Origin of the sequence: Mycobacterium sp., assembly GCF_004298145.1 — a bacterium.
Taxonomy (GTDB): domain Bacteria; phylum Actinomycetota; class Actinomycetes; order Mycobacteriales; family Mycobacteriaceae; genus Mycobacterium.
The window spans coordinates 68,150-80,856 of record NZ_SCRH01000072.1; the positions used below are offsets into that span (position 1 = coordinate 68,150).

General features: G+C 65.1%; 16 protein-coding genes and 1 pseudogene. 13 read left to right on the top strand and 4 right to left on the bottom strand.

Annotated features, from left to right (window positions below; all coding sequences use genetic code 11):
- Window positions 1-34 precede the first annotated feature (34 nt).
- Window positions 35-907 carry a tetratricopeptide repeat protein gene (locus EPN51_RS28655; protein ID WP_293049251.1) on the top strand — a complete coding sequence of 291 codons (873 nt, stop codon included), beginning with the start codon at window positions 35-37 and terminating at the stop codon, window positions 905-907.
- Window positions 908-945: 38 nt separating this feature from the next.
- Here EPN51_RS28655 and EPN51_RS28660 read toward each other — a convergent pair whose 3' ends face one another.
- Window positions 946-2,673, bottom strand: coding sequence for an NAD-binding protein (locus tag EPN51_RS28660; protein ID WP_293049252.1), 1,728 nt, complete (start codon window positions 2,671-2,673; stop codon window positions 946-948).
- A gap of 269 nt (window positions 2,674-2,942) precedes the next feature.
- Window positions 2,943-3,314, bottom strand: a complete 372-nt coding sequence (locus EPN51_RS28665; RefSeq protein ID WP_293049253.1) for a nuclear transport factor 2 family protein — start codon at window positions 3,312-3,314, stop codon at window positions 2,943-2,945.
- 67 nt (window positions 3,315-3,381) lie between these two features.
- Between EPN51_RS28665 and EPN51_RS28670 the strand changes: the two genes are divergently transcribed.
- Together EPN51_RS28670 and EPN51_RS28675 are read left to right on the top strand one after the other, a co-directional pair.
- The gene (locus EPN51_RS28670; RefSeq protein WP_293049272.1) at window positions 3,382-3,912 is read left to right on the top strand and encodes an NUDIX hydrolase; all 531 of its coding nucleotides are present in this window, start codon (window positions 3,382-3,384) and stop codon (window positions 3,910-3,912) included.
- A 115-nt stretch (window positions 3,913-4,027) separates the two neighbouring features.
- Window positions 4,028-4,498, top strand: a complete 471-nt coding sequence (locus EPN51_RS28675; protein WP_293049254.1) for a hypothetical protein — start codon at window positions 4,028-4,030, stop codon at window positions 4,496-4,498.
- Window positions 4,499-4,513: 15 nt separating this feature from the next.
- Here EPN51_RS28675 and EPN51_RS28680 read toward each other — a convergent pair whose 3' ends face one another.
- Complete coding sequence (locus EPN51_RS28680; RefSeq protein WP_293049255.1) at window positions 4,514-5,191, bottom strand: glycoside hydrolase; 678 nt, start codon at window positions 5,189-5,191, stop codon at window positions 4,514-4,516.
- Between the two features lie 204 nt (window positions 5,192-5,395).
- On the opposite strand from EPN51_RS28680, the gene EPN51_RS28685 reads away from it, so the two are divergent.
- The 6 genes from EPN51_RS28685 (at window position 5,396) to EPN51_RS28710 (ending at window position 10,271) form a co-directional block, all read left to right on the top strand.
- Window positions 5,396-5,638 carry a hypothetical protein gene (locus EPN51_RS28685; protein ID WP_293049256.1) on the top strand — a complete coding sequence of 81 codons (243 nt, stop codon included), beginning with the start codon at window positions 5,396-5,398 and terminating at the stop codon, window positions 5,636-5,638.
- A gap of 205 nt (window positions 5,639-5,843) precedes the next feature.
- Complete coding sequence (locus EPN51_RS28690; protein ID WP_293049257.1) at window positions 5,844-6,986, top strand: site-specific integrase; 1,143 nt, start codon at window positions 5,844-5,846, stop codon at window positions 6,984-6,986.
- A gap of 280 nt (window positions 6,987-7,266) precedes the next feature.
- Window positions 7,267-7,452, top strand: a complete 186-nt coding sequence (locus tag EPN51_RS28695; RefSeq protein ID WP_293049258.1) for a helix-turn-helix domain-containing protein — start codon at window positions 7,267-7,269, stop codon at window positions 7,450-7,452.
- A complete protein-coding gene (locus tag EPN51_RS28700; RefSeq protein WP_293049259.1) occupies window positions 7,449-8,009 on the top strand; it encodes a hypothetical protein in 561 nt (186 codons plus the stop codon). Before EPN51_RS28695 ends, EPN51_RS28700 begins: the two co-directional genes overlap by 4 nt.
- A gap of 223 nt (window positions 8,010-8,232) precedes the next feature.
- Window positions 8,233-8,361 carry a hypothetical protein gene (locus EPN51_RS28705; protein WP_293049260.1) on the top strand — a complete coding sequence of 43 codons (129 nt, stop codon included), beginning with the start codon at window positions 8,233-8,235 and terminating at the stop codon, window positions 8,359-8,361.
- A 98-nt stretch (window positions 8,362-8,459) separates the two neighbouring features.
- Complete coding sequence (locus EPN51_RS28710) at window positions 8,460-10,271, top strand: toprim domain-containing protein (protein ID WP_293049261.1); 1,812 nt, start codon at window positions 8,460-8,462, stop codon at window positions 10,269-10,271.
- Window positions 10,272-10,532: 261 nt separating this feature from the next.
- On the opposite strand, the gene EPN51_RS28715 is transcribed toward EPN51_RS28710, so the two are convergent.
- Window positions 10,533-10,889, bottom strand: coding sequence for a hypothetical protein (locus tag EPN51_RS28715; RefSeq protein ID WP_293049262.1), 357 nt, complete (start codon window positions 10,887-10,889; stop codon window positions 10,533-10,535).
- Between the two features lie 21 nt (window positions 10,890-10,910).
- On the opposite strand from EPN51_RS28715, the gene EPN51_RS28720 reads away from it, so the two are divergent.
- The 4 genes and pseudogenes from EPN51_RS28720 to EPN51_RS28730 form a co-directional block, all read left to right on the top strand.
- Window positions 10,911-11,345 (top strand): hypothetical protein, encoded by a 435-nt coding sequence (locus tag EPN51_RS28720; RefSeq protein WP_293049263.1) that lies wholly within the window; start codon window positions 10,911-10,913, stop codon window positions 11,343-11,345.
- A 217-nt stretch (window positions 11,346-11,562) separates the two neighbouring features.
- Window positions 11,563-11,970 (top strand): hypothetical protein, encoded by a 408-nt coding sequence (locus tag EPN51_RS28725; RefSeq protein ID WP_293049264.1) that lies wholly within the window; start codon window positions 11,563-11,565, stop codon window positions 11,968-11,970.
- A gap of 150 nt (window positions 11,971-12,120) precedes the next feature.
- On the top strand, window positions 12,121-12,291 hold the full coding sequence (locus EPN51_RS29085) for a helix-turn-helix domain-containing protein (protein WP_366509476.1): 171 nt from the start codon (window positions 12,121-12,123) through the stop codon (window positions 12,289-12,291).
- Window positions 12,292-12,388: 97 nt separating this feature from the next.
- Window positions 12,389-12,707: pseudogene (locus EPN51_RS28730) on the top strand (hypothetical protein); the annotation flags it as partial.

The following is a 12,707-nucleotide window of genomic DNA, read 5'->3' on the forward strand; positions in this document are numbered from 1 at the left end:
GCCGCATCGGCGAAGTGGCGTTTTCATTAGCGACATGACGCAGCAGGAGTTGCCCGCCCCGCTGGCCGAAATGACCGGGCTGATGGCGGAGTGCGCGAACAACGGTGATTTCGCCGGGGCCGCACTGCAGGCAAACGAGCTGGTGACCCTGTGCCGGGCAACGTTGGGTGAGCGCAATCCCAACGTCCTCGAGCTCAAGGTCGCGCTGGCCACCTTGCAGCTGCGAGCGGGCGATGACGCCGTCGCCTACGCCGACCTTGAAGGGTTGGTAGCGGACCTCGTTGAGGTGCTCGGTCGCGATCACCTGAGCACCTTGACCGCTCGTCACCTGTTGGCGGGGCGACAACAACCCCCGCTGTCGTCACTGTCCGAATGGTCGCAGCTCCTCGCCGACGAACAGCGCATTTTAGGGGCGGAACACGAGAGCACGTTGGTGGCCCGCGAGAAGGTCGCTGAGAAGCGTTGGGAGATAGGTGATTTTGTCGGCGCCATCGCCGAGGGGCAACGCGTGTTGGCGGCGCGGCACCGGGTGCTCGGTGATGATCACGCCGACACCCTCGGGACGCGGTTGATGCTGGCGATCTGGTGGGGCCGCGCGGGTGACATCCCCGTGGCCGTCGACAAACTCGAGCTGCTGATCGGCGAACTGCGCGACAAGCTGGGCGACGACCACATTCACCTGCTCATGGCGCGGCACATGTTCACGTTGTGGGCTCCGGACCGGGCCGGCGTCACGGACGGGGTCGCCGCATGGGAAGCGCTGGTCGAGGAAGAGACCCGCGTACTCGGTGACGAGCATCCGGTGACCATCGCGGCCCGCCAGGAATTGGCCGGGTGGTGTGCCCGACACGGCGGCCACGCGGACGAACCGGGCGCCCAAGGGTCCATGGGCTGTTCTGCTCAGTGACCTGGATGTGCCGCTGAAGCCGGCCTTTGTCGCGGTCTTCAGGTCGCCGCGTTATCCGCCGGGCGCTCGTCGTCGGCGGAATGCTCCTGGGGTGGCTGCCCCTTGCGCAGCGTCTCCAGCAACTCGCGGTACGGCCCTACCAGGTACACGGTGTCGCCGCCGCGAAGCCAGGCATCCCGGCGGGGGTGTAGCTCGACCGGGGTATCCTGGCGGGTGATCGCGATGACCCGGGTCTGAGTGGACATTTCGAACATCCGTAGCCCGTCAAGCTCGCTGCCGGCCGCCACGTGCATGGCGCCCACCATGAAGGAACGCTGCCCGACCGAGAACGTGCCCAGCACCTGCAGGCCCATCGCGGCGCCGATGAACCAGGGAGCGGCCAGGTCGACGGTCGACCGGACATTCTCGAACCCGAACCGCTTCGCCACCGCGTCGCCGAGGGTGCGGTCATAGATGCGCAGCACGATGGGCACGTCGGGCCGGTTGACCTCGGGCATCACTCGAGGACCCAGCATCTCGCGCAGCACGATTCCGATCTCGATGTTGACCATGTCGTCTTGAGTCAGCACGGCGACGGCCCGGGCGCGGTCGACGCGGGCCGACTCCAGCGTCTGGCGCAGCGTCGCGTCCCCGAAGATCACCGGCACGTCGAGTTCGGCCGCGGTGGACAGGAACCGGTTGTTCTCGTCGCGCTCGATCACCGCGACGTCGTATCCGGCCGCGGTCAGATCACCGACGACGCGGCTGCCGAACGAACCCAGCCCCACCACGATGATGTGGTCGCGCAGGTGGCGTGCCCGCCGGACGCCGGCTGATTGCAGGACGCGGCGCGACAGCAGCAAGTCCGCCACGAAGGCGACGAGCAGCGCGGTGGTCGTCACGCCGGCGAACATCAAGGCGACGGCGAATATCCGTAGCCACGCGGATTGTTGGGCGAAGGTGAATTCGCCGTACCCCACGGTGGTGATGGTCTCCGCGGTGAAATACATCGCGTCCAGCCAGGACAGGCGCGGCTTCGTGTAGGAGATGTGCACGACGACCGTCGACGCGAGCAGCAGGCTGAGCGCGAGCAGCATGGCGGGGAAAAGCATGGGGTTCACATCGTCACGCATCGCGCGCACAGCGTCCGAGGCCCGCCGCACCGACGACTGGCGGGAGCGTGTCGCGGTCGGCCGGGGCGTTTTGATGCCGCGCGCGGCCAGCTCGTCGGCGCTGCCGATCATGGCGGTCCAATCACCGGCGCGCACTCGATGGTCTCGGCCGGGGCACGGCACCACCTCGTCGGGGGTGGCGGTGTTCTTGCCGTGGATCACGGCTACCGGCGCCAGGTCGCCGTAGATCTCCCGCAGCGTCGCGTCGCGGGGTGCCTCGGCGCCCGACACAACAAATTCGATGCCGGCCGCTTCGACCGGATGGGTGTTGCTCGCCAAACAGGCCTCGACGACCGACGGCGCCGCGAGGTCGGCGACATCGAGGATGGCGCCGGGGCCGTTGTCGGCGGCCACCGCTCCGCGCAGCACGTCGTTGCCCAACCGGGCGACCACGCGCAGATGCGGATTGGTTTTCCTTGCCAGCAAGGCGTTTTCGAGATTCTTCGCGTCGTCATGCCCGGCGCAGACGATGGCGCTTGCTCCGCCAAGATCGGCGCCGGCGAGCTCTTCGCTGGGCAGCTTGACGATAGTGGCGCCCGCGCGGTTCAGTTCCTTGGCGATGGTGCTCGCGAGCGCATCGTCGCCGCTGACGATGATGTGGCTGCGCGCGCTCATAGACGCTTCGCCGCGACGGTGACAGCACGGTCGCGGTCGTCGCGGCGCGGTGAGTCGTCACGCATAAACCCCACCTCTGATGACATCCGGCGCTCACTTGCTGCTACGACTATCGGGCACGATGCCGATCGACGCCAGCGCGACATGTTCTCAACCGGCAACCGAATTGCCGGGCCCCCGCGCGGCCGATGCCATATCGGACGGAAGACGTCAGGCTCGATTCCGAGTTGAGCAGTATGCCAACAGAATTGGCGAGCCCCTCGACGTGGCTATAAAACCTTGACGTCAGCAGGTGACCAGAACGCCCGCATCGACGTGATCTTGGCGTCCGTGTCGAACGACATCGTCGAGATGGGCGAGATTCTGGTGCGGCTGTCACCGGCGTCCAGCGTGAGGTGCCAGAAGAAGGCGGCCTCGCTGCCAGAGACCCGCAACTCGGCGAGTTCGGTGTCCTTCTTGGCGTCTTGGAATCCCGCGTAGAACCCGCGGATGGCGTCATGCCCGCGGCGAATATCGGCTCCGATCGGATCCTCGATGGTGGCGTCGGCGGCGTACAGGGTCACGATGTCGTCGGCGGTGCCGGTCGCGACGAGAGCGAGGTAGCGATTGACGGTCTCGGTGATGGCTTCTGGGGACGGCATGGCTTCGGACGCTACTCCTTGCCATGGCCGCGGCTTCAGGTGCGGTATTCGCGGCAATACTGGCGGCGTGACTTTTATCGAACGCCTCGCGAGCCGCGAGATCTATCGGAATCCGTGGATGGTGCTGCGCGAGGATGACATCCGCCGTCCGGATGGCAGTGCCGGCATCTACAGCGTCGTCGACAAGCCGGCCTATGCGCTCGTGATGCCATATGACGGGCACCGCTTCCGGTTGGTCGAGCAGTTTCGCTACCCCATCGGGGAGCGTCGTTGGGAGTTCCCCCAAGGCACCGCTCCGGGGATGGCCGATGCCGAACCTGCCGAGTTGGCCGAGCGTGAGCTGCGCGAGGAAACCGGATTGCGCGCAACGACGTTCGAGCCGCTCGGCGAGCTCGACGTGGCGCCGGGAATGACCAGTCAGCGCGGCTGGGTGTTCTTGGCGACGGGGATCGTCGAGGGAGAAGCCGACCGCGAGCACGAGGAGCAGGACATGCGCAGCGCGTGGTTCTCGCGCGAAGAGGTCGAGCAGATGATTCGCCGGGGAGTCATCGTCGACGCGCAGTCGGTCGCCGCGTACGGCCTATTCCTGTTGCGCTGAGGACGGACGTTGCGAAACAGCGTGATCGTGTCCTCGCCGAGATCGCACTGCGTCATCGAACACCGACCATTGACCAATGCGGCCGAGGTTTCGGGTAGTCGCGGCGCTCGCTGCCGTGACTGCCTCGGTCGCCGGAACACCCGCCGTCTGCGCGCATGCGGTGTCACCGTCGTGGAACGGCAAATACTCGCTGGTGAGGTATGCGGCCAGTAAATCCGGCACCAGCGTCGCCGCGACGCAAGCCGAACCCACCTTCAGCGCCGACTACGTCTTCACCACCGCGTGCTCGTCGGGCAAGTGCGTGGCCACCGCGACCAACGGCCCCACGCCCAAGAACCCGACGCTGCCCCAGCCTTCGCACTACACGTGGGATGGGGCGAAATGGGTGGAGCACTTCGACTTCCAATGGGATTGCTATATGGGCGAAGGCGCTGCGAAGGTGTGGGCACCCGCGAGGTCGTGGGCCTTTTACACCCCGCAGCCGGACGGATCGTTGCGCGGTGTCTGGCACACCGACATCAGCGGCGGCCCGTGCCGCGGAACCGTCGAAATGCCGGTCGCGGCGTTTGCCGCCGGTCCGCAATGACGGGGACGCCGTGAATCAGTCCGGCGGGGCGGTGGTCATGGAGGCGATGTAATAGATCTCGTGCCCGGTCGGATAGCCACCGCCATCAGTGGCGATATGAACGTGGTCGTAATGGTCGGCGGTTTCTGAGCCCAAGTCCGCCATCCAGTTGCCCCCGCCGACGCCCGGGTAGATCTTCTGCCGCCAGATCACATGATTGACGCCCCACCGCTTCGCATTCGCCAGCGCATATCCGGCGATCTGATTGCCGAGCTCGATGCCTCCGGGGGTGTGGAAGTTCGGGATCATCACGTCGATGGCCAACCCGTTGGGATGCCACGGCAGCGGGTCCTGCCGATACCCATAGATGGTCTTGACCTGGGGAAAGAGCACCCCGATGGCGCGGGCCGCCCAGATGGTCTTGACCTGTAGCCGATCCTCGGACGCGACCCCGTGCGGCAACGCGAGCTGGAATTGCTGGCCGGCCGAAGGGGCGGGCGGTGCCAGCGCGGTCAGCGCCTCCACCTCGGCGGGACTGGCGGTGTGCGGCGGGCTGGGTGACCGAGTCGCCGTGGCGGTGGGGGTCGCTGCCGGCGTCTCGACGCAGCACCGTGGCTTGGTGCCCTGGGCGTGGATCATGGCGGCCGAGACAATGAGCGACGCCGCGATCGCCAGCCATCGGCCACCGCCCTTGGCGAACACCTTCACCCCCACGACCGGCAGCTTAATGGCGTCTGTGACGCGTGGGGCGATGTTTGGCGAACACTGCCGCCGCCGGCGGATCTCACTCGCGGCGAGAGCCGGCGACGGTTCGTTCAGGCGAATGTGACCGTCTGGGTCCCAGCAGAAGTGGGTAAACAACGCACTAGTGCGTCGCGGGCAGCGTGAAATCGAGTCACAGTCGAAAGGCGGCATCCCATGGTTCGTCATGAGGGGGGCCGATGGGACGTCGGAATGAAGGACGCCGCGGTCTATGTCGAGCGCGTCTCCGACAGCGACGAGCGCGTCTTCGATGATTCGTTGACTGCCGAGGAGGCCCGCAAGTTAGCCGGACTGTTGACGAAGTACGCGGACAAACTCGACGAGGTGCGGGACTCCGACAAGGCCAAGGAGTCCGACGACGCAGAGGAGTCCAAGGAGTCAGATAGGTCGACGGATTAGCTTCAAGAGACGTCTGACCTGCTACAACGCTGGTGCCCCCGGCAGGATTCGAAAATGCCGTCCTATTGGTTGCCCACACCAGCAACTAGCTGCGATAATCGCCTCTGAACTGCTGATACGCTTTAGGGTAGCGGTGTGCATAAATTAGCGCAAGTACGCACGAGCTAGCATGTTGATAGCAGACAGATAACAGAGCGGAGCAAAAGTGTCCGGCAAGAGGGGTCGCCGCGGCTGGGGTTGGCTGCGTAAGTCAGGCAAGACAACTTGGCAAGCCTCCTACGTCGGCCCCGATTTGCTGCGTCACCGGGCCGCGAAGACCTTCTCCGCGAAAATGGATGGGGAGGAATGGCTCGCCAAGGAGCGGCGGCTCATCGAGCTGGGCATCTGGACGCCTCCCGCGCAGCGCGAGGCTGAGAAGCGCGCCGGCGCCCTCACCGCTGCCGAATACGCCGCCAAGTGGGTTGAGCAGCGCCCCCTGAAGGGGCGTACGAAAACGGGATACGAGAGCATCGTCGAGCGCAGGATCAAAGATTCGATACTCGGCCAGGTGCCGTTGTCCAACCTGACCGCGGAGGCCGTTCGATCGTGGTATGCCGCAATGAGCGCCGAGAAGCCGACCGCGAAGGCGCACGCCTACCAGCTTTTGCACGCCGTGTGCGCCACTGCCGTGGGGGACGGCCTGTTGCCGGCTAATCCGTGCCAGATTTCGAAAGCGATGGCCGCCAAGACTAAACGGGCGGCCGTCGTCCTGACTCCCGCCGAGGTGGCAGCTCTTGCGGATGCCATCGAGCCGCAACGCTTGCGGACACTGGTGTTGGTCGCCGCCTGGTGCGGCCCGCGCTGGGGGGAACTCATGGAGCTGCGCCGCGGTGACGTGGCCGCCGACGGCTCGACGATCACCATTGCGCGCGGCGCCACGCACCGGCAACGTGTCTGTCGTATTGATACGCCGAAGTCGGGTAAGGGCCGCACTGTGGTGGTGCCTCCGCACATTCGAGCGGATCTGGTGGCACATCTGGCTGCTATCGCTGACGGGGCCGATACGTTGCTGTGGCCGCCGGCGCGGGGCGGCTGCCACATGGATGGGAAAGTGTTCCGCGACAGCTATTTCAACCCAGCGCTGGACAAGATTGGCCGCGACGGCGTGAACAAGCCGAGACCGACGGTGCATGGGCTGAGGCATTTCAGTGGTACGCAGACTGCGCGTGTGGCGAACCTGGCCGAATCGATGCAGCGGTTGGGCCACTCCACCGTCCGCGCCAGCCTGATCTATCAGCAAGCCGTCAGCGGCCGCGACGCCGAGGTGGCTGATGCCTTGTCGAAACTCGCTGAGCCGCCAGCAAAATAGTTCAGTCAACACTATTGGGGGGGTTCGAACCCCTGGGGCGCCTGATTTTTATCAGGCTGCCGAAACGAACATATGTGACCATATGTGACCCGGTGTGATCGTAGTGCGCCCAACCGGGTCCGCAAAAACATGCAGCCTTTCCAGTCAACACTTTTTGACGACAGCAACGAAAAATGTTGCGTAGCAGGCGCATAACGTCTAGCAAAAAAAGCACGGCGTGCGGATTTGTGCTTTTCTGATTACAGGCAAGACAACTCACGTTCGAAGGGAACACAGCACGATGAGCACCAAACGAGAGAGGCTCGACCTGAAGCAAGTCGCCGACCGACTACACGTCTCCGTCTGCACGGCCCGGCGACTCGTGGCGGGCGGTCAACTCCCCGCCCATCGGCTAGGGCCGCGATTGATCCGCGTCTGGTCGGACGACCTCGACAAGATCGAGAACCCCATCGGCAGTGCAGCGTGACCACCACGTCAGCCGAACGCACAGCACTACTCAAACTCGTCGCCCGCAATACGAAGATCGCCTGCGCGGACCTGGACGCGCTCGCCGCTGCACAGTACGCCGAGTTCGAACGCCAGATGACAAAGCTGTGGGAAGCCCAAGAGCTGGGCGTACAGCAGCTCATCGCCGAAGGCCACGAGCTACTTGCGCCCGTCCTAGCAGAAGCCAAGCGGCTAGTCGACGAGCGGTGCGAAGCGATGGGCATCGTCGCCGAACTACGCCCAAGGGTGGACGGCGGCATAGCGCTCGGCTGGGGACCGGAAAGGCTTTCCAGGGAACGCAAAACCGAGATACGGCGTGCCGCCAAAGCCGAAATCGAGGCGCGGAAACGCCGCGCCAAAACAGAGGTCGAACGCGCACGCGGCAAACAGGAAACGCTGATACTTACGGGCGCCATCGAAACCGCCGAAGGCAAGGCGATCCTCGAATCCCTGCCATCAGCCGATGAGTTATTGCCCGCCCTCGGTGTGGCAGACGTTGAGGCGCTGCTGGCTACGCAAACCAGCGGGGGCGCGTAACGCCCATAGCCTGCAACGTAATTCACCCACAGCTCCGCGGGGCCAACAGGCCAAATAATTGACGGGCCGCGGATCCACCCAAACGGAGCTGACACCGATGACAACCACCCCCCTATGCGAAGAGGGCCGCCCAAATAGGACGACCCTCAACGACACCGATACTGACCACTATAAACCACGCGGGCATTACGCGCACACCGCATGGCAAGCGAATCTAGCCCGAATGGCCCGGCGGGCAGTGCATGACCCATCTTTCTACGACATCGCCGGCGGGACCGTGCAGCGGCTAGCTGACGAACTCCGCGTCGAGAGAATCGCCGCCGAATATTACGACGGCGGGGATGTCGCGTGAGCACCCAACCGCCCTATTTCACTGATCGCCTACGCGCGGCCGGCATCCCTTTTCGAGGATCCGAACTACCGGCGGCCCCGGCCCAACGACCGGTAGGCGTGAGCACCCGCGCCATCGACAGATGCCGCGACGCCTTCCTGGCCGCCGGCCTCAATTGGAAAGACACAGCGGGAGACAAGGCATCAGCACAGGCCCCCGGACACAGCAGCGCAGACCTGTCCGTGTCCTTCAAACAGATAGACGGGCAGGTGCTAGTCCACTGCCACGCGGGCGAAGACAAAGGGACCGTGCTCGAAGCGGTCGGGCTGCAAATGCGGGACCTGTACGACGAAGCGCGAACGACCAATAGCACTGGCGCGCTACGCGACTCCACAACCTTCGAGTACCCCGACCGTCGTTTCGTGCACCGCTCCCTCGATAGTAAGACGTTCCGCCAAACCGGAAACACCACGGGTACGGCACTGTTTCACGTCGACCGCATCGCAGACGCGGAAACCGTGTACGTAGTCGAGGGCGAAAAGGACGTGCTGGCAATGGAGTCCGAAGGCGCCGCCGCGGTGTGCTCAGCGATGGGAGCCGGAAAAGCGCACCTCGCCAATTGGACTCCGTTGCGCGATAAAAGCGTGATCATCGTGGCCGACAAAGACATTCCCGGCTACCGCCACGCCGCGCAGGTAGCCGAACAGCTCGACGGGCTGGCCGCATCAATCCGGACAGTAGAAGCGGCGACAGGCAAAGACGCCGCCGACCACATCGCCGCCGGACACAGCCTCGACGAGTTCACCCCGGCCGCCGACATAACCGAAGCGGCAGCAGATAAGGACGACCCGGCTGGTGTCACCTGGCGTCCCGTTGACCTCGGCCCCTACCTGCGCGGCGAAATCACCCCACCCAAGCCGGCGCTCGGTGTCGCACGGGACGACGGGCAGCGCTGCCTATACCCGGGCCGCGAACACGCAGTCATCGGCGAAACAGAAAGCGGCAAAACGTGGTTCTGTCTGCTATGCGCAGCTGCAGAAATACGCACAGGCAACCGTGTCGTATACATCCACTTCGAAGAAGGTGACCCCGGCTCCACCGTGGAGCGGCTCAAGTTCCTCGGCCTGAGCGACGACGCCGTCAACGACCACCTGGCGTTCATCGGCCCCGCCGAGCAGGTCCGCCGCGAATGGCTCACCGCCCTCATGGAACCCGCGCCGACGCTAGTTGTCCTCGACGGCGTTAACGAAGCGATGGCGCTGCACGGCGCGGAGATCAAAGCCGCTGAAGGAGCCTCAGAATTCAGGCGGCGCCTAGTGACACCGTTCCTGCGGGCCGGCGCCGCGGTGCTGTCCTGCGACCACCTGCCCATGGGTACAGACCACACTCGCCGTGACGCCTACGGCACCGTCCACAAAGGCAACGCGATCGACGGGGCACGGTTCGTCCTGGTGAACAAGGAGCCGTTCGGCCGCGGCATGCGCGGCATGTCGCACGTGTACCTGACCAAGGACAGGCCGGGCGCGTTACGCATCCACGGGCGCCAGACCGGCGTCCCAGGGAAGTCTTATTTCGGCGCGTTGTCCATTGACGCCACAGGGAACAGCCCCGAGCTGTGGGGGTTCTACCCCCCACGGGACACCGACCAAGGAGGCGGCATTGAGGGCGGCGATCCTGCAGCCGAAGCGATCATCGGTGCCATCGAGAAGGCGGGCGGCGCGGCGACGTCGTTCAACAATCTGTGCGCGCTGCTACGGGACAGCGGGATGGGCTACAAGCGGACCCGCATCCGCGACGCCGTGGATGACCTTGTTGTCGCGGCCCGGTTACTCGAGGCGCCCGGCGCACGAGGCGCTATCGGGTACAGGTTGCCCGATTCGACTGGTTCCGTGACTGGTTCCGGCAGCGGTTCTGACGAGGCGGCCGCATGAGCGCGCAGACGGACAATGGCGAGGAGGGACGTGACTGGTTCCCGCGACCGGTTCCCCTAAGTAGAGAACCACTCAGAAAACGGTGCACAGTCAAAAGACACTGTGCCAACCGCATTCTTTTTCACCGGTTCCCGGAACCAGTGGGAACCAGTGGGAACCAGTGGGGTTTTTGCCCGGCTAGCCAAGGCAAAAATCACCCAGTTCGTTGCCCCCTCAAGGCGGTGTCATCGTGAACCGCGCCGCTCGCCGCCGCGCTGAACGTCAACGGCGAAACGGTGAACGGATCGTCGCCGCGATCAACGCCGGGCGCCCGGTCGTCGGGTTGACCGACGCCTGTAGCGACTGCAATGCAACGGGATCGCTGACACCGTTGCCCGGGGGTGCCGTTTTTGGCGAGATCTTCCACGCCGCGGGATGCCCGGCAGCTCGTGGTGTCGTCGCTTGGCGGCCGGCCTCATGAACGCACAACAACTGGCCGATCTGCTCGGGGCTGCTGCAGCGGCCCCGAGGATGCGCGATGCCGCTTGCCGCGGTCGGACGGAAATGGCGGATGTCGACGTCCGTTCGGGTCGGGAGGTGACGGACGCCAGCCTCGAGGTATGCCTGAGCTGCCGGCATATGCAGCAATGTGCTGCCTGGGTGGATTCGCTGCCGGCGGACCAGAAGCCGCGCGGGGTAGTCGGGGCCACGCTGGTCGATCCCGACGCGTATCAGACGGTCAGGGCGGTGATGGCGGCCGACCTGGCGGCCCGGCAGCCGACGCCGAAGCGTCAGCGGTCGCTGTCGCGGAGCCGGTTGCGGGGTGTGCTGCTTGAGGCGGTCGATTCGGCCGGCCCCGAAGGGGTTACCGTCGCCGAGGCGGCGGCGGCGTTGTACGGCCCCGCCCCGACTGGCACACAAGTCGAGCTGGCGCGTCAGGCGCTAAACCGCGCGGTGAACCGTGGGCTGTTGCGGCGGATCGGCGGCGGCCGCGGTGGGCTGGCCCGGTACGTCCGCGGGGCTGTGGCGTCCGCTGCGGCACCGGATGGCCGTGTCGGGTGTGCTGACACCCCGGAATCGGCGGTGGCGTCATGAACGCGAACGGCAGTTGCGTTCATGGCCATTCGCTCGATGACGCTTACCGGGTGCGCGACGGGCTGCGGATAAGACACCGCTGCCGGCCGTGCCAGAAGGCCGCCAACCGCGCCTGGTACGCCGCAAACAAGGACCGGATCAGCGCCGTCCGGCGCGCTATGCGTCTGGCGCGTATGGGGATCCGAAAATCACACCAGTACGAGAAGGTAGCGACTAGATGACCGAACCAGAGTACACGGCCCGCGATGCGCTCATCCATGTCGACGCGCTCCTTACGTTGCTGCGGAACGAGATTCAGCAGGTACGGGATGTGCTGCCCGAGAGCGTCACAGCCAGCGACGCCCTCGGGCATGTGATGGCTCGGCTTGAGGTCCTGGCGGGGAAGGTGGATGAGCACAGGGCCGCGCACGACGCGTACGGCGACGTGTACGACTCAGGGGTGCCGGTGGCTTCGGTGGCCGACCTGGGTGGTGGGCATCGCTGGCAGATGGCTTGGCATCCGTCGCCTGCGCATCCGGCGAATACTCCGCGGACACTGGTGTCTGGGGTGCGGTTACCGGACGGCACGACTGGTGATGTGATCGCCACGGCGGTCGGTGTGCTCGACGTTGTGCGTCGCAGCTAATGTCGTGCTACGTCTAGTGTTTTCGCGCTACAACGCCTCATGCCATATACTGGACATGTCGGTTGATCAGCGTGCGACGCGCGTTCAACCCATTCTCAAGCCGATACGGCATCGCTGAGCGAAAACGCTAGAACCACGAAAGTAACTGCGATGCTGTTACGCAAATCTGAGGTCGCCTCGAAACTTCGCGTCACCGAACGCACGGTGGACCGCTGGATCCATGACGGCGCCCTGCCTGCGCTTCGTTACGGAAGCCGTACCGTGCGAATCGACTCCGCCGACCTAGACGCTTTCGGCCGCAGCGCGGCGGTGAACGCATGACCGCCCCGGCGCTCGCACCCCAACCACGCCGCCTCACCGCGTGCACTGGTTGCAGGGTGCATGGCCGGAACTGCCCGAAACGCGGTAGGGGCCAGCGATGAGCGGCAAAGGTGTAGAACTCGCCGCCGGGTACATCTCTCTGACCGTCAAGAAATCCGGCGACGGCCTCAAAGAGGTAGAAGCTGAGATAACTAACGTCGGAAGGACAGCCGACAAGGTCGGTAAGCAAGCCGGGCAGTCCCTCAACGACGGGATCACCAAGGGCACCAAGGGTGTCGGAAAGTCCGTGGGCGACTCGATCATCGAGGGCGCGCAGAAGGGCAGCAAGAAGGCCGGCGAAGAAATCGGCAAAGAGCTCGAAAAAGCCGGCAAGAATACGAAAGTAACCCCGCAGGTCGACACCAAACCGGCCCGGG

Excerpts from the sequence above, each read along its gene's own strand:
- EPN51_RS28725 (WP_293049264.1), top strand. The coding sequence starts at position 11,563 with ATGACCGAACCAGAGTACACGGCCCGCGATGCGCTCATCCATGTCGAC.
- EPN51_RS29085 (WP_366509476.1), top strand. The coding sequence starts at position 12,121 with ATGCTGTTACGCAAATCTGAGGTCGCCTCGAAACTTCGCGTCACCGAA.
- EPN51_RS28660 (WP_293049252.1), bottom strand. The coding sequence starts at position 2,673 with ATGAGCGCGCGCAGCCACATCATCGTCAGCGGCGACGATGCGCTCGCG.
- EPN51_RS28705 (WP_293049260.1), top strand. The coding sequence starts at position 8,233 with ATGGCCCGGCGGGCAGTGCATGACCCATCTTTCTACGACATCGCCGGC.
- EPN51_RS28655 (WP_293049251.1), top strand. The coding sequence starts at position 35 with ATGACGCAGCAGGAGTTGCCCGCCCCGCTGGCCGAAATGACCGGGCTG.
- EPN51_RS28715 (WP_293049262.1), bottom strand. The coding sequence starts at position 10,889 with ATGCCGGCAGCTCAGGCATACCTCGAGGCTGGCGTCCGTCACCTCCCG.
- EPN51_RS28695 (WP_293049258.1), top strand. The coding sequence starts at position 7,267 with ATGAGCACCAAACGAGAGAGGCTCGACCTGAAGCAAGTCGCCGACCGA.
- EPN51_RS28665 (WP_293049253.1), bottom strand. The coding sequence starts at position 3,314 with ATGCCGTCCCCAGAAGCCATCACCGAGACCGTCAATCGCTACCTCGCT.
- EPN51_RS28685 (WP_293049256.1), top strand. The coding sequence starts at position 5,396 with ATGGTTCGTCATGAGGGGGGCCGATGGGACGTCGGAATGAAGGACGCC.